Annotated in this window: 16 protein-coding genes; 9 read left to right on the top strand and 7 right to left on the bottom strand. The window is 66.7% G+C overall.

Features of this window, described 5'->3' with window-relative positions:
• The first annotated feature begins 28 nt into the window (after positions 1-28).
• From hemW to ntrC, 4 genes are all read left to right on the top strand, one after another.
• A complete protein-coding gene (gene hemW / locus ACM1PE_RS12470) occupies positions 29-1,249 on the top strand; it encodes a radical SAM family heme chaperone HemW (RefSeq protein ID WP_419343450.1) in 1,221 nt (406 codons plus the stop codon).
• 184 nt (positions 1,250-1,433) lie between these two features.
• Positions 1,434-2,846 (top strand): type I glutamate--ammonia ligase, encoded by a 1,413-nt coding sequence (glnA, locus tag ACM1PE_RS12465; protein WP_059375815.1) that lies wholly within the window; start codon positions 1,434-1,436, stop codon positions 2,844-2,846.
• A 183-nt stretch (positions 2,847-3,029) separates the two neighbouring features.
• Positions 3,030-4,094 carry a nitrogen regulation protein NR(II) gene (gene glnL, locus ACM1PE_RS12460; RefSeq protein WP_059375818.1) on the top strand — a complete coding sequence of 355 codons (1,065 nt, stop codon included), beginning with the start codon at positions 3,030-3,032 and terminating at the stop codon, positions 4,092-4,094.
• Positions 4,094-5,587, top strand: a complete 1,494-nt coding sequence (ntrC, locus tag ACM1PE_RS12455) for a nitrogen regulation protein NR(I) (RefSeq protein ID WP_419343448.1) — start codon at positions 4,094-4,096, stop codon at positions 5,585-5,587. The genes glnL and ntrC overlap by 1 nt, the downstream gene beginning before the upstream one ends.
• A gap of 18 nt (positions 5,588-5,605) precedes the next feature.
• Here the strand turns inward: ntrC and ACM1PE_RS12450 are convergent, their stop codons facing one another.
• Positions 5,606-6,520: a LysR family transcriptional regulator gene (locus ACM1PE_RS12450; protein WP_419343447.1), complete on the bottom strand. Its 915-nt coding sequence runs from the start codon at positions 6,518-6,520 to the stop codon at positions 5,606-5,608.
• 171 nt (positions 6,521-6,691) lie between these two features.
• On the opposite strand from ACM1PE_RS12450, the gene ACM1PE_RS12445 reads away from it, so the two are divergent.
• The 3 genes from ACM1PE_RS12445 to ACM1PE_RS12435 all read left to right on the top strand — a co-directional run bounded on the left by ACM1PE_RS12445 (position 6,692) and on the right by ACM1PE_RS12435 (position 9,470).
• Positions 6,692-7,390: a pirin family protein gene (locus ACM1PE_RS12445; protein WP_088140681.1), complete on the top strand. Its 699-nt coding sequence runs from the start codon at positions 6,692-6,694 to the stop codon at positions 7,388-7,390.
• Between the two features lie 105 nt (positions 7,391-7,495).
• Positions 7,496-8,401 carry a pirin family protein gene (locus ACM1PE_RS12440; RefSeq protein WP_059375827.1) on the top strand — a complete coding sequence of 302 codons (906 nt, stop codon included), beginning with the start codon at positions 7,496-7,498 and terminating at the stop codon, positions 8,399-8,401.
• Positions 8,402-8,492: 91 nt separating this feature from the next.
• On the top strand, positions 8,493-9,470 hold the full coding sequence (locus ACM1PE_RS12435; RefSeq protein WP_059375831.1) for a Bug family tripartite tricarboxylate transporter substrate binding protein: 978 nt from the start codon (positions 8,493-8,495) through the stop codon (positions 9,468-9,470).
• A gap of 15 nt (positions 9,471-9,485) precedes the next feature.
• Here the strand turns inward: ACM1PE_RS12435 and ACM1PE_RS12430 are convergent, their stop codons facing one another.
• The 3 genes from ACM1PE_RS12430 to ACM1PE_RS12420 form a co-directional block, all read right to left on the bottom strand.
• The gene (locus tag ACM1PE_RS12430; RefSeq protein WP_042797075.1) at positions 9,486-10,262 is read right to left on the bottom strand and encodes an ABC transporter ATP-binding protein; all 777 of its coding nucleotides are present in this window, start codon (positions 10,260-10,262) and stop codon (positions 9,486-9,488) included.
• A 5-nt stretch (positions 10,263-10,267) separates the two neighbouring features.
• Positions 10,268-11,938: an ABC transporter permease gene (locus tag ACM1PE_RS12425; protein WP_419343445.1), complete on the bottom strand. Its 1,671-nt coding sequence runs from the start codon at positions 11,936-11,938 to the stop codon at positions 10,268-10,270.
• Between the two features lie 145 nt (positions 11,939-12,083).
• Complete coding sequence (locus tag ACM1PE_RS12420; protein ID WP_419343444.1) at positions 12,084-13,127, bottom strand: Fe(3+) ABC transporter substrate-binding protein; 1,044 nt, start codon at positions 13,125-13,127, stop codon at positions 12,084-12,086.
• A gap of 336 nt (positions 13,128-13,463) precedes the next feature.
• Between ACM1PE_RS12420 and ACM1PE_RS12415 the strand changes: the two genes are divergently transcribed.
• Positions 13,464-14,240: a ferredoxin--NADP reductase gene (locus ACM1PE_RS12415; protein ID WP_059375840.1), complete on the top strand. Its 777-nt coding sequence runs from the start codon at positions 13,464-13,466 to the stop codon at positions 14,238-14,240.
• A 206-nt stretch (positions 14,241-14,446) separates the two neighbouring features.
• The gene (locus ACM1PE_RS12410; protein WP_059376176.1) at positions 14,447-15,238 is read left to right on the top strand and encodes an SDR family oxidoreductase; all 792 of its coding nucleotides are present in this window, start codon (positions 14,447-14,449) and stop codon (positions 15,236-15,238) included.
• Between the two features lie 134 nt (positions 15,239-15,372).
• Here the strand turns inward: ACM1PE_RS12410 and ACM1PE_RS12405 are convergent, their stop codons facing one another.
• Genes ACM1PE_RS12405 through ACM1PE_RS12395 form a run of 3 tightly spaced genes read right to left on the bottom strand, consistent with a single transcriptional unit; the run spans position 15,373 to position 18,108 of the window.
• Positions 15,373-16,335: a Bug family tripartite tricarboxylate transporter substrate binding protein gene (locus tag ACM1PE_RS12405; RefSeq protein ID WP_059375846.1), complete on the bottom strand. Its 963-nt coding sequence runs from the start codon at positions 16,333-16,335 to the stop codon at positions 15,373-15,375.
• Positions 16,336-16,369: 34 nt separating this feature from the next.
• Positions 16,370-16,753, bottom strand: a complete 384-nt coding sequence (locus tag ACM1PE_RS12400; RefSeq protein WP_118932475.1) for a hypothetical protein — start codon at positions 16,751-16,753, stop codon at positions 16,370-16,372.
• A complete protein-coding gene (locus ACM1PE_RS12395; RefSeq protein WP_419343443.1) occupies positions 16,750-18,108 on the bottom strand; it encodes an acyclic terpene utilization AtuA family protein in 1,359 nt (452 codons plus the stop codon). The genes ACM1PE_RS12400 and ACM1PE_RS12395 overlap by 4 nt, the downstream gene beginning before the upstream one ends.
• Positions 18,109-18,164 lie beyond the last annotated feature (56 nt).

Raw genomic sequence — 18,164 nt, 5'->3', positions numbered from 1 at the left:
CGCGCGGCGCCCGGTTCAGGAATTACGCATGTCCATCATCATTCCCATCCGCAACGACATGGGCGCGCAGCCGTCGCGCCTGAAACTGCCGGCCGGCGCCACGCTGACCAGCCTGCCGCCGCTGTCCGTCTACGTGCACGTGCCCTGGTGCGTGCGCAAATGCCCTTATTGCGACTTCAATTCCCATGCGGCGCCGGGCGAGATCCCGGAGCGCGCCTATCTGGATGCCCTGCGCAGCGACCTCGAGCAGGCGCTGCCTTCGATCTGGGGGCGGCAGGTGGTATCGGTCTTCATAGGCGGGGGCACGCCCAGCCTGCTGTCGTCTGAAGGTCTGGACGAACTGCTGGCGATGCTGCGCGCCTGTCTGAACTTGTGGCCCGATGCCGAGATCACCATGGAAGCCAATCCCGGCACGGCCGAGGCCGGGCGTTTCCGCGACTATGCCGCCAGCGGCGTGACGCGGTTCTCGCTGGGGATCCAGAGCTTTGACGATGCGCAGCTGAAGAAGCTGGGCCGCATCCATGACAGCGCGCAGGCGAGGGCGGCGATCGAGATGGCGCAGCGGGCGGTTTCGCGCGTCAACCTGGACATGATGTTCGCCTTGCCCGGCCAGACGCTGGACGCCTGTGTGGCCGATCTGCGGCAGGCCGTGGCCTTCGGCACCGAGCACCTGTCGCTCTATCACCTGACGATGGAACCCAACACCGTCTTCGCCAAGTTCCCGCCCGAGGATCTGCCCGACGACGACACCAGCGCCGCCATGCAGGACGCGGTGGAAGCCGAGCTGGCCGCGGCCGGCCTGGCGCGCTACGAGGTCTCGGCCTATGCCAAGCCCGGCGCGCGCTGCCGCCACAACCTGAATTACTGGGAGTTCGGCGATTACCTCGGCTTGGGTCCCGGCGCGCACGGCAAGCTGTCGTTCCATGACCGCATCCTGCGCGAAGCGCGGCTGCGCGGCCCCGACTCCTGGATGCAGGCCGCCATGGCTCGCGATGGCAGCCACATCGCCGAAAGCCGCCAGGTCGTCCCGGACGAATTGCCGTTCGAGTTCATGCTGAACGCGCTGCGATTGAAGGACGGCGTCGCCGCCACTGCCTTCAATGAGCGCACCGGCCTGTCGCTGGCCGCCATTGCGCACCAATTGGAGGCGGCCTCCAAGCGCGGGCTGTTGGACGCCGATCCGACCCGTCTGCGGGCGACTCCACTGGGCTGGAGATTCCTCAACGACCTGCAGGAAATGTTCCTGTAGTGTTGTTGCACCATAGTGGGGCATTCATGCCCCACTATTTGCACCATGATGGTGCTACATTTTCCCATGATCGAGCCAACTTCCCCGGGGAATCCCGGAGAGGAAACCTGGCACGCTTATTGCTTCCCTCTTTTATGCCAGTCGACGGGCAAAGCCCTCGACCTTTTTATCTAATGGAGATGACATGGCAAGCCCGAAAGATGTCCTGAAACAGATCGCCGACAACGAAGTCAAATTCGTGGATTTCCGCTTTACCGATACGATTGGCCGTGAGCATCACATTTCGGTGCCGATCAGCCAGATCGACGAAGACAAGCTGGAAAGCGGGCAGGCCTTCGACGGTTCGTCGATCCCGGGCTGGAAGGGCATCGAAGCCTCCGACATGCTGCTCATCCCCGATCTGTCCACCGGCAACCTGGATCCGTTCCGCGAGGAGCCGACCCTGATCCTGTCGTGCGACGTGGTCGAACCGTCCGACCTGAAGGGCTATGACCGCGACCCGCGTTCGCTGGCCAAGCGCGCCGAAGCCTATCTGAAGTCCTCCGGCCTGGGCGACACCGCCTACTTCGGTCCGGAACCCGAATTCTTCGTCTTCGACGGCGTGACCTGGAACAGCGACATGTCCGGCACCTTCGTCAAGATCAAGTCCGAAGAAGCGCCCTGGTCCTCGGGCCTGGAGTTCGAAGGCGGCAACACCGGCCACCGTCCCACCGTCAAGGGCGGCTACTTCCCCGTGCCCCCGGTCGACTCCTTCCAGGACATGCGTTCGGAAATGTGCCTGCTGATGGAACAGATGGGCGTGCCGGTCGAAGTGCACCATCATGAAGTGGCTGGCGCCGGCCAGCTGGAAATCGGCACCAAGTTCAGCACGCTGGTGCAGCGCGCCGACTGGACGCAGATCGTCAAGTACGTGATTCACAACGTGGCTCACGCCTACGGCAAGACCGCCACGTTCATGCCCAAGCCCATCGTTGGCGACAACGGCTCCGGCATGCACGTTCACCAGTCCATCTGGAAGGACGGCCAGAACCTGTTCGCGGGCAACGGCTACGCCGGCCTGTCGGAATTCGCGCTGTACTACATCGGCGGCATCATCAAGCACGCCCGCGCGCTGAACGCCATCACCAACCCCGGCACCAACTCGTACAAGCGCCTGGTTCCGCACTACGAAGCGCCGGTGAAGCTGGCCTACTCGGCCCGCAACCGTTCGGCCTCGATCCGTATTCCGTACGTCGGCAACCCGAAGGGCCGCCGCGTCGAAGCGCGTTTCCCGGACCCCCTGGCCAACCCGTACCTGGCTTTCTCGGCCCTGATGATGGCCGGCCTGGACGGCGTGCAGAACAAGATTCACCCCGGCGATCCCGCCGACAAGAACCTGTACGACCTGCCGCCGGAAGAAGACGCGAAGATCCCGACCGTCTGCGCCTCGCTGGAACAGGCCCTGGAAGCCCTGGACAACGACCGCGAGTTCCTGACCCGCGGCGGCGTGTTCAGCAACGACATGCTCAGCGCCTACATCGACCTGAAGATGGCCGATGTGAACCGTCTGCGCATGACGCCGCACCCGGTCGAGTTCGACATGTACTACAGCCTCTGATGTCCTGAGGCAGTAGCTGGAGGTGGCGCGATGATGCAGGCAGAAACCAGGGCCCGCAGCACGCGCACCGCCAGATCGCGGTTCGACGTGCTGTCCGCCAGGCGCTGCGCCTGGCGGGCAGGGCGCCGGCTTCCGGCGCGGCCGTCGCGTTCCGCCGTCCCCTCACATTCGGGTATGTAGAAAATGAATGTAGAAGCTCTCGATTTGCTAGCCACGTCCGTTTTCCTGGTCAACGAACGCGGTCATATCGAATACGCCAATGCGGCCGCCGAAGATCTGTTTGGTCGCTCGCGCAAGCAACTAAGCGGCCATTCCGCCGCCACGCTGTTCGACAGTCCGGAAAACATCCAATCCTCCATCGATCGCGCCGCCGCCGGGCGCTATGCCGACGTCAGGCAACTGGCCTCGCTGCGCCGCGCCGCCGAATCCGTGGAAGTGTCCGTGACGACCGTCGGACTGACGGGCCAGCGCTGGCCCGTGCTGATAGAAACCCGCGAGATCGAGCAGCGCGTGCTGGCCGACCGCAACCACCGGCTGGTTGACGAGATCGAAGCCCACCGCGAGCTCCTGCGCAATCTGGCGCATGAAGTCAAGAATCCCCTGGGCGGCCTGCGCGGCGCCGCGCAATTGCTCGAAGCCGAACTGCCCAGCGCGGCCCTGGCCGAGTACACCCAGGTCATCATTTCCGAAGCCGACCGCCTGCAGGCGCTGGTGGACCGCCTGAGCGGCCCGCAACGTGTGCCGCTGAACGCGCGGCCGGTGAACATCCATGAGATCTGCGAACGCGTCTGCGCGCTGATCCAGGCCGAATTCCGCAATGACGTCACGCTGCTGCGCGACTACGACGCCTCGGTGCCGGACCTGAAGGGCGATGCCGCCCGCTTGATGCAGGCCGTGCTGAACGTGGCGCGCAACGCCGCGCAGGAGCTGGTCGCCAGGCCGCCCGGGCCGCAGACCGAACCTGGCGTCGTCACGCTGCGCACGCGCGTGGCGCGGCAGGTGATGCTGGCCCACCGCCAGCACCGTCTGGCGCTGGTGCTGTCCATCATCGACAACGGTCCCGGCGTGCCGGACCAGATCCGTGACCGCATCTTCCATCCGCTGGTCACGGCCCGCGCCGGAGGCACCGGCCTGGGCTTGAGCCTGGCGCAGGATTTCGTGCAGCAGCACGGCGGCATCATCGAATTTGAATCCCGGCCCGGCCGCACCGAGTTCCGCCTGGTCCTACCGATGGAGCCCGCACACTGATGAAACCCGTATGGATCGTCGATGATGACCAGGCTATCCGCTGGGTCCTGGAAAAAGCCCTGGCGCGCGCCGGGGTGCCCACCCGCAGTTTTTCGCAATCGGCCGACGTGCTGGAAGCGCTGTCGCGCGAAGCGCCCGCCGCGCTGGTGTCCGATATCCGCATGCCCGGCGGCAACGGCCTGGAGCTGCTGCGCCAGCTGAAGGAACGCAATCCTGGCCTGCCGGTCATCGTCATGACCGCGTTCGCCGACCTGGACAGCACCGTGTCCGCGTTCCAGGGCGGCGCTTTCGACTACCTGGCCAAGCCGTTCGACGTGAACGAGGCGGTGGCGCTGATCCAGCGCGCCATGCAGGAGTCCGCCGAGCCTGAAAACCCCGAAGGGCAAGGCGAGTCGGCGCAGAACAACGAGCGCTGGATGATGACGCAGTCCTCGTCCACCGCCATGCAGGAAGTGTTCCGCGCGATCGGCCGGCTGGCGCAGTCCAAGGTCACCGTGCTGATCACCGGCGAGTCCGGCACTGGCAAGGAGCTGGTGGCGCGCGCCTTGCACGGCCATGGCGTGCGCGCCGGCGGTCCCTTCGTGGCACTGAACGCGGCGGCCATTCCGCGCGACCTGCTGGAGGCCGAGCTGTTCGGCCACGAACGCGGCGCGTTCACGGGCGCCAATAATTTGCGCCGCGGCCGCTTCGAGGAAGCGCATGACGGCACGTTGTTCCTGGACGAAATCGGCGATATGCCGATCGAGTTGCAGACACGCCTGTTGCGCGTGCTGGCCGAGGGCAGCTTCTACCGCGTCGGCGGCGCGCAGCCGGTGCGTGTCGATGTGCGCATCGTCGCCGCCACCCACCAGCCGCTGGAACAGCGCGTGGAGCAGGGCCTGTTCCGCGAGGATTTGTTCCACCGCCTGAACGTGATACGGCTGCGCCTGCCGCCCTTGCGCGAACGGGTGGAGGACATACCGGCGCTGGCCGGCCACTTCCTCACCGCCAGCGCCCGCGCGCTGGGGGTGCCGGTCAAGCGCCTGACGCCGGAAGCGCTAGCCGTGCTGTCCAAGTTCGACTTTCCGGGCAACGTGCGCCAGCTGGAGAACTTCTGCCACTGGCTGACGGTGATGGCGCCTGGCCAGACCGTGGAGCCGGCGGACCTGCCGCCGGAAATCCGCGCCATGGAACACCAGCAGCACCCGAGTCCCGCCTTGTCGCGTCCGGCCGTGTCCATGGCCGGCGTGGGCACGGTGGTTCCGACCGCGGCGCCCGTGGAGGCCGGTTCGCCGCGCAACTGGCAGGATTCGCTGCTGCGCGATGCGCAGTACCGGCTGGAACGCGGCGAGCCCGCGGTCATGGCCACGCTGACGCGCCAGTTCGAGAAGATCCTGCTGCAAAGTGCGCTGGACGCCAGCCGCGGCCGGCGCGTGGAAGCCGCCAGCCGCCTGGGCATAGGCCGCAACACCATCACGCGCAAGCTGCGCGAACTGGGCATCGAAGACGAATAGGGCGCGCGGCCGCGCGCCTTATCCTATCCCCAAGAGGCTCTCGCACAGGCGCGGCGACTTCAGTTTCTGCAGCCACCATTTCAAGGCTTCGCCCGGCGGCTCCGAGCGCCAGGCGTAGGTCAGGTGTTCCGTCAGGGACATGCCTTCGTCTGTCTCGCACACCACCAGCAGGCCCTGCGCCAGATACGGCGCGGCCAGGGTCAGCGGCAGGTAGCCGCAGCCCAGGCCGCGCACCTGGGCGTCTATCTTGGCCTGCATGGTGGGCATGACCAGGGTGGGTTGCTCGGCCAGGATGCCGCGCGTCTGCGGCGCCAGGTTGCGCGACGTGTCCGCCACCACCACCGCGCAATAACGCGTGATGTCGGCGCGGCTCAAGGGCTGCGGCAGTGACGCCAGCGGATGGTGCGCGGCCACGCAGAAGCCGAATTGGGATTGGCCCATGGCTTGCGAGCGATAGGGGCCGGTGGGCTCGCCCGCCGCGCCCGCGCCGATGACCAGGTCGGCCCGTCCTGAGGTCAGGGCGTCCCAGTTGCCGCTCAACACCTCGCTGGAAAAGCGCAGCGTGGTGGCGCTGCCCAGCGCCTGGAACTCTTCGATCAGGTCATACAGTGGCCGCCACGGCAGCACCGCGCTGACGGCGATGCGCAACTCCACCTCCCAGCCTGTGGCAATGCGCTTGACGCGGCAGGCCAGGTCGTCCAGCGATTGCAGCACGTGGCGGCCTTCCTTCAACAGCGTTTCGCCCGCCGGCGTCAGCAGCGCGCGGTGCCCGGAGCGGTCGAACAGCAGCACGTCCAGGCCATCTTCCAGCTTGCGGATGGAATAGGTGACGGCCGAAGGCACCTTGCCCAGTTCGCGGGCGGCCTTGGCAAAGCTGCCGTGGCGCGCGATGGCGTCCACCAGGATCAGCAGTTCGGGGGTGATGGCTTGCATGGTCGCTTCCGGCACAGGTGTTCAAAAAATTTGAATGGTTCCGTCAAAATATAGCGCCAAACAGGCCGGTCCGCACGCGCACAATATCACTCATGCCGGTGGTGCAGCGGCTTCCCAAGAATTGATGGCAGGGCTGCACAACCATTCACATTATTGAAACAGGAGTCCGCAATGCTTACCACTCGCCGCGCCGCTGAACGGGGTCATGCCAACCACGGATGGCTGGACTCGTTCCACACGTTTTCCTTCGCCAATTACTACGATCCTGCCCACATGGGCTTCGGCGCCCTGCGCGTGATCAATGACGACCGCATCGCGGCCGGCCGCGGCTTCGGCACGCATGGCCATCGCGACATGGAAATCATCACGTATGTGCTGGACGGCGCGATCGCCCACAAGGACAGCATGGGCAGCGGCTCGACCATCCAGCCCGGCAACGTGCAGCGCATGAGCGCCGGTCGCGGCGTCATGCACTCCGAGTTCAACCCGCTGGCGGACCGCGAAACGCACATGCTGCAGATCTGGATCGAGCCCGACGTCACCGGCATCGCGCCGGAGTACGAAGAGCGCAGTTTCAGCGACGAGCAGAAGCGCGGCCGGCTGCAAGCGCTGGTGTCGCCGGATGGCGCCGATGGCTCGATGAAGATCCATCAGGATGCGCGCCTCTATGGCGGGCTGTTCGACGGCGCCGAATCGGCCGCCCTGGATCTGGCCGCCGGCCGCCGCGCCTGGGTGCACGTGGCCCGCGGCAGCCTGACGGTCAACGGGGTTGAACTGTCGGCTGGCGACGCGCTCGCCATCACCGGCGAACCCCGCGTCGAGCTGTCGGGCGGCAAGCAGGCCGAAGTCCTGGTGTTCGACCTGGCGTAATGCGCCAAGGCGGGCGGACTGAACCAAGTCCGCCCGCCGCAGTTTTTTCATGCAGGCGGCAGGCCTTAAGATGGCCTTAGTCCCCACCACCCGGAGAGTCCGATCATGTCCACCTTGTCCGAAGCCGGCGAAAGCCAGATTGAATCCGTCGTGGTGCCGCGCACCAGCGACCTGGGCGGCTTTTCCGTGCGCCGCGCCATCCCCTCCGCGCAGCGCCGCACCGTCGGGCCGTTCGTCTTCCTGGACCACATGGGTCCGGTCGAATTTGCCGCCGGTACGGGCATAGACGTGCGCCCGCATCCGCATATCGGCCTGTCCACGGTGACCTATCTGTACGAAGGCTCCATGGTGCATCGCGACGGTGCGGGCCACACCCAGACCATCCTGCCCGGCGAGGTCAACTGGATGACGGCCGGCCGCGGCATCGTGCACTCGGAACGCTCCTCGCCCGAAAGCCGCCAGGCGGCGCAGCGCCTCTGTGGCCTGCAGATCTGGGTGGGGCTGCCCAAGGAACATGAGGAAACCGATCCGGGCTTCACCCACTATGGTCTGGATGCCCAGCCGGTCATCGAAGGCGAGGGCGTGCGCGCCCAGGTGGTGGCGGGTTCGCTGTTCGGCAAGACGTCTTCGGTGAAGACGCTGTCGCCGCTCTTCTATGGCGATCTGCAACTGCAGGCGGGCGCGACCACGGTGCTGCCGGCCGAGCATGAAGAGCGCGCCGCCTATCTGGCGCAGGGTACCGTCGAGATCGACGGCCAGGAGTTCGAAAGCGGCCGCCTGGTCGTGTTTGCGCCGGGCCGCCCCGTGCAGATCCGCGCCAAGACCGCGGCGCGCTTTGCCGTGATCGGCGGCGAACCTCTCGATGGGCCGCGCTTCGTGTGGTGGAACTTCGTCTCCAGCAGCAAGGACCGCATCGAACAGGCCAAGCAGGATTGGCAGCGCAGCCGCTTCGACCAGGTCGTGCCGGGCGACGAGACTGAGTACATCCCGCTGCCCGAACCGCGCGCCTGAGTCAACGCTCAAGCCCGGCCGCGCGCAAGCGCCGCGCGGCCGGCGGTATGATGCGCCTCCGAACCCAACAAAAACACGGGATGGAGACATCATGCATCGCTACACATTCAACGCGCTGCGCGGCCTGGCCGCGGTGGCGCTGATCCAGGGCGCTTCGGCGGCGCTCGCCGCCGGCTATCCGGCCAAGCCCATCACCTTCATCGTGCCTTACACCGCCGGCGGCACCACCGACCTGGTGGCGCGCACCGCCGGGCAAAAGGTGGCGGAAAAATTGGGCCAACCCGTCATCGTCGAAAACCGTCCCGGCGCGGGCGGCAACATCGGCATGGACGCCGTGGCCAAGGCCGCGCCCGACGGCTACACCATCGGCTTCGGGGCCATCTCGACCAATGCGCTGAATCCCTTCGTCTACCCGTCGATGCCTTTCGATCCCACCAAGGATTTCACGGGCGTCAGCATGCTGGGCGCGTCCACCGTGGTGCTGGAAGTCGGCCCAGCCTTGAAGGTCGACAGCGTCAAGGATCTGGTCGCCTACGCCAAGCAGCATCCGGGCACCTCGTTCGGCACGCCGGGCACCGGCACCTCCATGCATCTGGCCGGCGTGATGTTCGACCAGCTGACCGGCGCCGGCATGCAGCACATTCCGTACAAAGGCAGCGCGCAGGGGCTGAACGACCTGCTGGGCGGCCACCTGCCGGTGATGTTCGACAATCTGCCGGCGTCGCTGCCGCATATCAAGGCGGGCAAGGTGCATGCGCTGGCGGTGACGGGCAGCAAGCGTGCGCCCGCCTTGCCGGACGTGCCGACGCTGGCCGAGCTGGGCTACGAGGCAGCCGTGGTCGATCCGTGGTTCGCGGTCTATGGGCCGGCGAAGATGTCGCCCGAAGTGACCAAGGCGCTCAGCGAAGCCTTCCAATGGGCGCTGGCCCTGCCGGAAGTGAAGACCAAGCTGGAACAGGCCGGCTTCATGCCCTATGGTTCCACGCCGCAGGAAGTGGAGCGCCTGACCCAGAGCCAGCACGAGGCTTTCAAGGCCTTGTCGCAAAAGGTGAAGCTGTCGGCCGACTGAGCGGCCGGGATGACCTCAGCGGCCGCGGGCGTAGGCCTGCTCGCGCCGCTCTTCCAGCGCTTCGCGGCGGATGAAATCGCGCACGAAGTCGCTGGCGGGATGATGGTGCAGGTTATAGGGCGTGTCCCACTGCGCGATGCTGCCCTTGGACATGACGCCGATGCGGTCGGCGATGGCGAAGGCTTCGGCCTGGTTGTGCGTGACCAGGATGGCCGTGTGGCCGGTGGTCTTGAGGATGTCGCGCACCTCGAAGGCCAGGCGCTCGCGCGTGTCCACGTCCAGGTTCGAGAAGGGCTCGTCCAGCAGCAGCAGGTCGGGCGAGGGGGCCAGCGCGCGCGCCAGCGCCACGCGCTGTTGCTGGCCGCCGGAAATCTCGTGCGGATAGCTGTTGGCGGCATGGGCCAGACCCACCAGCTCCAGCATCTCTTCGACGCGGCGCGCGCGCTCCGGGCGCGCCATCTTGCGCAGGCCGAAGGCCACGTTCAGCGCCACCGTCAGGTGAGGGAAGAGCGCGTAGTCCTGGAACATCATGCCTACCCGGCGATGCTCGGGCGCGACCTGCACGGTGGGCGAGGAAATGACGGTGCCATCCAGCAGGATGCGTCCGGCCCGCACCGGCTCGAAGCCGGCGATGGCGCGCAGCACCGTGGTCTTGCCGCAGCCGGACTCTCCCAGCAGGCAGCCGATATGGCCGACGGGCAGCCCCAGCGTCAGGTCCTGCACCACGGGCTTGAGCCCCGCCGGCGTGTCGTAGGCGAGGGAAAGGTGATCGAGTTCTAACAGATCGGGCACGATGATCAATGTCCCATTTTCAGATTGGTGCGCGCCAGCAGGATGACGGGGAACAGGCCGGCCAGCACGATGGCCAGCGCGGCGACGGCGCCTTCTTCATAGGTGCCGCGGGCCGCCTCGGCGTAGAGCCAGGTTGCGAGCGTGTCGAAATTCATGGGCCGCAGCAGCAGCGTCGCGGGCAGTTCCTTCATGGCGTCCACGAACACCAGCAGGGCGCTGGCCGCGAGCGCGGGGCGCAAGAGCGGCAGATGCACGCGGCGCAAGGTCCCGGCCGAGCTTTCGCCCAAGAGGCGCGAAGCCTGCTCCAGTGACGGCGGAATACGGGCCAGGCCGGCTTCCAGCGCGCCGGTGGAAATTGCGAGGAAACGGATCGCGTAGGCGCAGACCAGCGCGCCCATCGAGCCCATCAGGAACAGTCCCGTGCCGCCGAAGACCTTGGCGACCGCGGTATCGATCCAGACGAACGGCGTGAGCAGGCCGATGGCCAGCACCGTGCCGGGCACGGCATAGCCCAGGCTGGCGATGCGCGCGCAGGCGCGGCCCGGGTTGAAGCCAGAGCTTTCGCGCAGCGTGCGTCCGGCCCAGGCCACGATCAGCCCGCACAGCAGGGTGACGACGGTGGCGCTGAAGGCCACGATCAGGGTATTGCTCAAGCCGTTCAACAACTGATGGGATACGCCGCCCACCAGATGCAGGCGCTTGTAGGTCTCCACGACCAGATAGAGCGCCGGCGCGACAAAACCGATCAGCACCGGTATCCAGCCCAACGTCGCGGCAACGGCCGCCGCCGGACCGCGCAGGCGGCGCGGCTGCATCGGGCGCATGCGCTGCGTGTTGGCGTAGCGCTGGCGCTTGCGGCCATGGCGTTCCAGCAGGATCAGCCCGATCACGATCGCCAGCATGGTCAGCGCGATCTGCGCCGCGCCCGCCAGGTCCGAACGCGTGACCCAGGTGGTGTAGACCGACACGGTCAGCGTCTGCACGCCCAGGAATTCCGAAGCCCCGATATCATTCAGCGTTTCCAGCAGCGCCAGGCTGACGCCGACCACGATGGCGGGCCGGGCCAGCGGCAGGGCGACCCGGAAGAACACGGCGAGGCGGCCGGCGCCCAGCGTGCGGGCCGCTTCCAAAAGGCTGGCGGCCTGCGTCATGAACATGACGCGGGTACTCAGGTAAACATAAGGGTAGAGCACGAAGCCCAGCACGAAAATTGCGCCATAGATGGAACGCAGGTCGGGCAGGCGGAACTGGCGCGGGCTGTCATAGCCCAGCAGCGCGCGGATCGCGGTCTGTATCGGGCCGATGGGATGCAGCAGGTCCAGATAGGCGAAGGCGATGATGTAGGTCGGCACCGCCAGCGGCAGCAGCAGCGCCCAGGTCAGCACGCGGCGGGTAGGGAAGTCGTACGCGGTCACCAGCCAGGCCGCGCCCGTGCCCAACAGCGTCACCAGCACGCCCACCCCGGCCAGCAGGATGGCGGTATTGGCCAACGCCTGCGGCAATACGTAATTGGCGAGATGCTGCCAATGCGAGAGTTCGCCGCCCAGCGCCCACCAGCCCAGCGTCAGGACGGGCGCCAATACGGCCAGCGCGATCAGGGCGGCGCCGGCCAGCCAGCCGGCCCCGCGTTCAGTCCAGCGCAGACGCAGCGGCCGGGGCAAAGAATCTGTGTGCATGCTTCAAAGTCGATTGCATCAATGGCAAGGCCTGCTCCCCCAAAAGAAGGGAGCAGGCCCTACGCGTGAGCTTATGCGCAGCCCGCGCGTTTGTCACTGCCGCATGGTTTCGCCAAGCCGGTGGGCGTGGCGTTCCATGGGCCTATCAGTTGTCAAAACCGACCTTGTCCACCAATTCGCTGGCTTGCTTGCGATGCTTGGCGATCTCGGTCAGCGGCAGCGGGTCCACCTTCAGTTCGCCAAAACTGGCGATCACGGGGTCCAGCTTCACGCCCTTGCGGACGGGGTATTCATAGTTTGCCTGGGCGTACAGGGCCTGGGCGGGTTCCGACACCAGGAAGTCCAGCAGCTTGACCGCGTTGGCCTTGTTGGGCGCGTGGGCGGCAACGGCGGCGCCGCTGACGTTCACGTGCGTGCCGCCGCTCTTGGCGTTGGCGAAGGTCGGGCGGATCACCTTGATGGCATCGCCCCACTTGCGGGCGTCGGTGCCGGGCTCCGCATTCTTCATGTGGCCGACGTAATAAGCGTTGGCCAGGCCGATGTCGCAGATGCCGCCCAGGATGTCGCGGGCCACGTCGCGGTCGCCGCCGGCAGCCTTGCGGGCCAGGTTGGCCTTGACGCCGCGCAGCCATTTTTCGGTGGCTTCGGCGCCGTCATGCGCGATCATGGAGGCGACCAGCGCGGTGTTGTAGGGATGCTGGCCCGAACGGATGCAGACCTTGCCCTTCCACTTGGGATCGGCCAGGTCTTCGTAGCGGAAGGCTTCCAGCTTCAGGTCCTTTTCCACATACAGCACGCGGTCGCGCAGCGACAGGGCGTACCACTTGCCGTCGGCGCCGCGCAGGTTGGCGGGGATGACGGATTCCAGGGTTTGCGACTTGACCGACTGGGTCACGCCGCCATCGACCAGGTCCAGCAGGTTGCCGATGTCCACGGTCATCAGCACGTCGGCGGGCGACTTGGGGCCTTCCGCCTTGACGCGCTCCAGCAGGCCGTCCTTGACGAAGACCGTGTTGACCTTGATGCCGCTTTCCTTGGTGAAGGCGTCCAGCAGCGGCTGGATCAGCTTGGGTTCCCGGGTGGTGTAGAGGCTGACTTCCTCGGCGGCGTTGGCCGACACAGCGAAGGCGGCGGCGCCGGCCAGCGCCAGGGCGCGCAGCAGCGAGTTCAATTGGGGACGCTTGGTCATGACGAGGTGCTCCGGCTAGGGCTGCAGAGGGATTCCCGAGGCTTCAGGCCTTCCCGCTGCGCAAAACTGTCTGCTAACGAAAATGATTATCAAATGAGAACGCGACGATAACAGGAAGCAAAGCGGCGTTCAACTGGTCGTAAGTCAGGCAGGCTGCAAGCTTGATCCCCATCAATACGGCATAAGGGTATTACGGAATAATGAGAGCAGTTATCATCGAGACCCTGTAGAATAGGGTCAACCCTAATGCCGGCCGCGTCTTTTGTGCGGTGCGGAATGACCCAGCGGCGCAAGCCGGGCGCGTAGCCCGGGGCGGTCGCCCTTATTTGATACGACATGGCTGCTTTCAACACTGAGCGCGTACTAAGCGTGCACCACTGGAACGACACCCTGTTTTCCTTTACCACGACGCGTGACTCGGCCTTGCGGTTCCACAATGGCCACTTCGTGATGATCGGACTGGAAGTTGAAGGCAAGCCCTTGCTGCGGGCCTACAGCATCGCCAGCGCCAACTATGAAGAGAACCTCGAGTTCCTCAGCATCAAGGTGCAGAACGGCCCGCTCACGTCGCGCCTGCAGCATCTGAAAGAAGGCGACACCATCCTGGTCAGCCGCAAGCCCGTGGGCACGCTGGTCGTGGACGACCTGAAACCGGGCAAGCACCTGTTCCTGTTCGGCACGGGCACGGGCCTGGCGCCTTTCATGAGCATCATCAAGGATCCGGACGTCTACGAACGCTTCGACAAGGTCATCCTGGTGCATGGCGTGCGTTGGGTCAGCGAGCTGGCCTACGCCGACTTCATCGAAAAGGAATTGCCGAACAACGAATTCTTCGGCGACGTGGTGCGCGAGAAGCTCGTCTACTACCCGACGGTCACGCGCGAACCGTTCCGCAACCAAGGCCGCATCACCGAACTGATGGAAAACGGCAAGCTGTGCGCCGACATCGGCATTCCCCAGATCAACCCGGAAACCGACCGCGCCATGATCTGCGGCAGCCCCCATATGCTGGCCGACATCAGCGCCATGCTGGACAAGCGCGGCTTCACGGTATCGCCGGGCGTGGGCCAGCCGGGCGACTACGTGGTCGAGCGCGCATTCGTGGACAAATAAGTCCCGGCTCCGGCGCCAAGCCAAAAACCCATCGCAGCGATGCGATGGGTTTTTTGTTTTCCGAGGCCGTAGGACGTCATTTTCAAGCGCAGCCCCGCAACGAGAAGCACGCGGCGCTGATGGGGCGCGACAATACAAGGCTCAAGGCGCGGATCGCGGAATCCGCCATGCGCCAATCGATTGCAAACAACGACAAGGAGCGAGAAATGGATCTGGGCATTACGGGCAGGACCGCGCTGGTGGGCGGCGCAAGCAAAGGCCTGGGCTACGGCTGCGCGCTGGCCTTGGTGCGCGAGGGCGTCAACGTGGTGATCGTTGCGCGCGGCGCCGACGCCCTTGAGGCCGCGCGGCAGCAACTGCTGCAGGCGCGGCTGGACGGCAAGACCTTCGTCAAGGCCGTGGCCGCCGATATCACCACCGCGCAAGGCCGCGAGGCCGTGTTCGCCGCGCATCGCGACTACGACATCGTGGTCACGAACGCGGGCGGGCCGCCGCCCGGGGACTTCCGCGATTGGGGCAGGGAGCAGTGGCTGAACGCGGTCGACGCCAACATGCTCACGCCGATCGAGTTGATCAAGGCCACGGTGGACGGCATGGCCGAGCGCGGCTTCGGGCGCATCGTCAACATCACGTCCAGCGCGGTCAAGGCGCCAATCGACATCCTGGGCCTGTCCAATGGCGCGCGCAGCGGCTTGACCGGTTTCGTGGCGGGCGTGGCGCGCAGCGACATCGCGGCCCGCGGCGTCACGATCAACAATCTGCTGCCGGGCGCTTTCGCCACCGATCGCTTGAGCTCGGCTCTGGCGGCATCGGCAGCCAAAACGGGGCAGGACGCGCAAGCCGTGCGCGCCCAGCGCCAGGCAGCGATTCCGGCTGGCCGCTTTGGCAACGCGGAGGAGTTCGGCGCCATCTGCGCCTTCCTGTGCAGCGTCCATGCGGGCTACATCACCGGCCAGAATGTGCTGGCGGACGGCGGCGCCTATCCCGGCACGTTCTGAGCGGCCGGCGGTGACGTATCGAGCAGATCAGTTCACGGGCTAGACGGTGTGAATGACCGCCCCTCGGCAGCGGCGTGCCCAGCTGGCGACGGGCGGCGGCGCGAGCGCGCACCGCCGCCCGCAGGCGCCCCGGCCTATTCAGGCTGAATACCTGCCTTCTTGATGATCTCGCCCCACTTCTTCGACTCGGCCTGCTGGAACTGCGCCAGTTCTTCCGGCGTGGAGCTTGCCGCATCCGTGCCCGTCTGCGCATAGAACTGCTTGGCGGGAGCGCTTGCCGTGGCCTTGACCAGCAATTCATTCAGGCGCTTGACGACATCCGGTGGCGTGCCGGCAGGCGCATACGCGGCGAACCAGTAGCCCATTTCGTAGCCCGGGACACCGGCTTCGGCGATGGTGGGCACGTCCGGCGCCAGCGGCGAGCGCGCCTGGCCGGTCACGCCCAACGCGCGCAGCTTGCCCGACTTGACCTGCGGCAGGCCGGTGGCGGTGTCGGTGATCATCATATCGATCTGGCCGCCCAGGAGGTCGGTGACCGCCAGCGGGTTGCTCTTGTACGGCACGTGCAGCAGCTGCACGCCCGCCATCTGCTGCAGCAGTTCGCCGGCGATGCGGCTGCTGGAGCTGCCGCTGCCGAAGCTCAGCTTGCCGGGCGCTTGCTTGGCCTGGGCCAGGAAGTCGCCGACCGTCTTGGCTGGCGAACTGGGATTGACCACCATGATCTGGCCGCCTTTGCCCAGCAGGGTCAGCGGCGCGTAGTCCTTGACCGGATCGTAGGTCAGCGTCTTGTAGAGGTGTTCATTGGCGGCGTGCGTGGTGTTGGTGGTGATCAGCACGGTGTAGCCGTCAGGAGCGGCGCGGGCGCCGGCGGCGGCGCCTATCATCGCGCTGGCCCCGGGCTTGTTCTCGATCACCACGGCCTGGCCGGTCTGTTCGGTGACGCCCTGGCCGATGGCGCGGCCGATCTGGTCGGTGGCGCTGCCGGCCGCGAACGGCACGATGAAGGTGATGGGTTTGGCGGGGAACTGGGCCATGGCGCTCAAGGGCAGGGCGGCGGCCAGCAGCAAGGCCAGCCGGCCTTTGGAAGCAATGCGCATGTGTGTCTCCTGTGGATTTTTATAGGAATCGAAATCAGGCGGCCGCGGGGCGGTCGCCGGGTATGTCAGGCAGCCGGGCGGCCAGCGCCGGGCTGACCTCGACCGTCATGTCCAGCAATCTGAATGACAGGCTCTTGCCGTGCGTATCCAGGTTGAGGGCATCGTTGACGCCGCCGTCCAGCACGCCTTCCAGCACGAAGTTCATGGCGTGCAGCGTGGGCAGCATGTAGCGGGTGACGCGGCTGGGGCGGCGGTAGGCGAACCAGGCGGCGACGCGGGCTTCGGTAGCCTGTGCCGCCAGCACGTCGTAGCATTCCGGGTCCCAGGCGATCAGGCTCAGGTTGGAGATGTCGCCCTTGTCGCCGGAACGGCTGTGCGCCAGGCGATATAGGGGGACTGAGATCAGCGGCGGATTCATTGCGGGGCTTCTTCCAGGAAGGTCCAGCCGCTGGGCACGGCGTCGCGCGGCAGGGTGCAGGACAGCATGTTCAGGCGCGGGCGCAGCGCGGTGCGCACGCCGCCGCCGCCGGCCGGGCCGCAGGTATAAAGCGCGGTCACTTCGCGCAGCACGCTTTCCGCCAGCTTGCGGTCCAGATGTTCGGCCGCGATGCGCAGGCGCACGTCGCGCGCATGGCCGGGGGGCAGGACCGACAGCATGCTGCCGGCGTCGTCGCCCAGGATGCTGATGGCGCCGATGAGGTCGGCGCGCAGCCGCAGGGCCGGGTCCAGGCGCTTGCGCACGATATCGGCGGCCAAGCGGGCGCGCGCCTCGGCCTGTACCCCGGCGTAGGAGATCTCGGCCTCGGCCAGCCAGCCGCCGCGGTAGCAGACGTTGACCTTGAGTTCCGCCGGACGCGCGTGGCCGGTGATGCCACGCACCGCCACCCGATCGCCGCCCAGGTCGACCACCTCGGCGCGGCTCAGGTCGGCGACGACGTCCGGCGTCAGGTAGCGCGCTGGATCGTGCACCTCGTACAGCAGTTGTTCCTTGACCGTGCGGGCGTCGACCATGCCGCCCGTACCGTCTGCCTTGCCGATCACGAATTCGCCGTCCGCATCGATCTCGGCGATGGGAAAGCCCGCGGCATGCACGTCCGGCACGTCCTTCAGGCCCGGCACGCAGAAGTAGCCGCCGGTAACCTGCAGGCCGCATTCCAGCATGTGGCCGGCCATGGTGGCGCGGCCCAGCCGCGGCCAATCGTCCATGGACCAGCCGAAATGGGCCAGCGCCGGACCCAGCGTGAGCGATGGGTCCGACACGCGGCCCGCGACCACGATCTGCGCGCCGGCCCGCAGCGCCTCTGCGATCTCGGCGGCGCCGAGGTAGGCGGTGGCGCTGACCACGTCCATTCCGTCCAGCGCGCCGCCAAGGCGTAGTCGCAGCAGTTCGCGTTGCGCATCGCCGGACAGCGCGTCGCCGTGCACCACCGCGATGCGCGGCGCGGGCAGGCCTTGCTGCCGGGCCAGCGCGGCAATGCGCCGGGCCGCGGCGCGCGGGTTCGCCGCGCCGAAGTTGCCGACGATGCGGATGCCGTGGCGCAGGCAATCGGCCAGCACCGGGCCGACCAGTTCGTCCAGCAAGGGTTCGTAGCCGCGCTCCGGATCTTCGTTGCGGGCCAACTGGGCCAGCGCCAGCGTGCGCTCGGCCAGCGTTTCATAAATCAGCACGCCGCCGCCGCGGGCGATCAGCGTGCGCACCACGGCGGCGGCGCCGTCGCTGCGGTCGCCGGAGAACCCGGAGGCGCAGCCTATGTGGAGGGGGGCTAGGGACATACGGAATCAGGGCAGGGGTCTAGGTGTCTGAGCCCACTATAGGCATGCGCGGCTCA

The sequence above is a fragment of the Achromobacter sp. PD1 genome (assembly GCF_048541815.1).
GTDB lineage: Bacteria > Pseudomonadota > Gammaproteobacteria > Burkholderiales > Burkholderiaceae_B > Achromobacter > Achromobacter bronchisepticus_A.
This window is presented reverse-complemented; position numbering and strand designations above follow the sequence as displayed.

Excerpts from the sequence above, each read along its gene's own strand:
- ACM1PE_RS12410 (WP_059376176.1), top strand. The coding sequence starts at position 14,447 with ATGGATCTGGGCATTACGGGCAGGACCGCGCTGGTGGGCGGCGCAAGC.
- glnA (WP_059375815.1), top strand. The coding sequence starts at position 1,434 with ATGGCAAGCCCGAAAGATGTCCTGAAACAGATCGCCGACAACGAAGTC.
- ACM1PE_RS12395 (WP_419343443.1), bottom strand. The coding sequence starts at position 18,108 with ATGTCCCTAGCCCCCCTCCACATAGGCTGCGCCTCCGGGTTCTCCGGC.
- ACM1PE_RS12420 (WP_419343444.1), bottom strand. The coding sequence starts at position 13,127 with ATGACCAAGCGTCCCCAATTGAACTCGCTGCTGCGCGCCCTGGCGCTG.
- ACM1PE_RS12445 (WP_088140681.1), top strand. The coding sequence starts at position 6,692 with ATGCTTACCACTCGCCGCGCCGCTGAACGGGGTCATGCCAACCACGGA.
- ACM1PE_RS12435 (WP_059375831.1), top strand. The coding sequence starts at position 8,493 with ATGCATCGCTACACATTCAACGCGCTGCGCGGCCTGGCCGCGGTGGCG.
- ACM1PE_RS12440 (WP_059375827.1), top strand. The coding sequence starts at position 7,496 with ATGTCCACCTTGTCCGAAGCCGGCGAAAGCCAGATTGAATCCGTCGTG.
- ACM1PE_RS12405 (WP_059375846.1), bottom strand. The coding sequence starts at position 16,335 with ATGCGCATTGCTTCCAAAGGCCGGCTGGCCTTGCTGCTGGCCGCCGCC.
- glnL (WP_059375818.1), top strand. The coding sequence starts at position 3,030 with ATGAATGTAGAAGCTCTCGATTTGCTAGCCACGTCCGTTTTCCTGGTC.
- hemW (WP_419343450.1), top strand. The coding sequence starts at position 29 with ATGTCCATCATCATTCCCATCCGCAACGACATGGGCGCGCAGCCGTCG.
- ACM1PE_RS12400 (WP_118932475.1), bottom strand. The coding sequence starts at position 16,753 with ATGAATCCGCCGCTGATCTCAGTCCCCCTATATCGCCTGGCGCACAGC.
- ACM1PE_RS12415 (WP_059375840.1), top strand. The coding sequence starts at position 13,464 with ATGGCTGCTTTCAACACTGAGCGCGTACTAAGCGTGCACCACTGGAAC.
- ACM1PE_RS12450 (WP_419343447.1), bottom strand. The coding sequence starts at position 6,520 with ATGCAAGCCATCACCCCCGAACTGCTGATCCTGGTGGACGCCATCGCG.
- ACM1PE_RS12425 (WP_419343445.1), bottom strand. The coding sequence starts at position 11,938 with ATGCACACAGATTCTTTGCCCCGGCCGCTGCGTCTGCGCTGGACTGAA.
- ntrC (WP_419343448.1), top strand. The coding sequence starts at position 4,094 with ATGAAACCCGTATGGATCGTCGATGATGACCAGGCTATCCGCTGGGTC.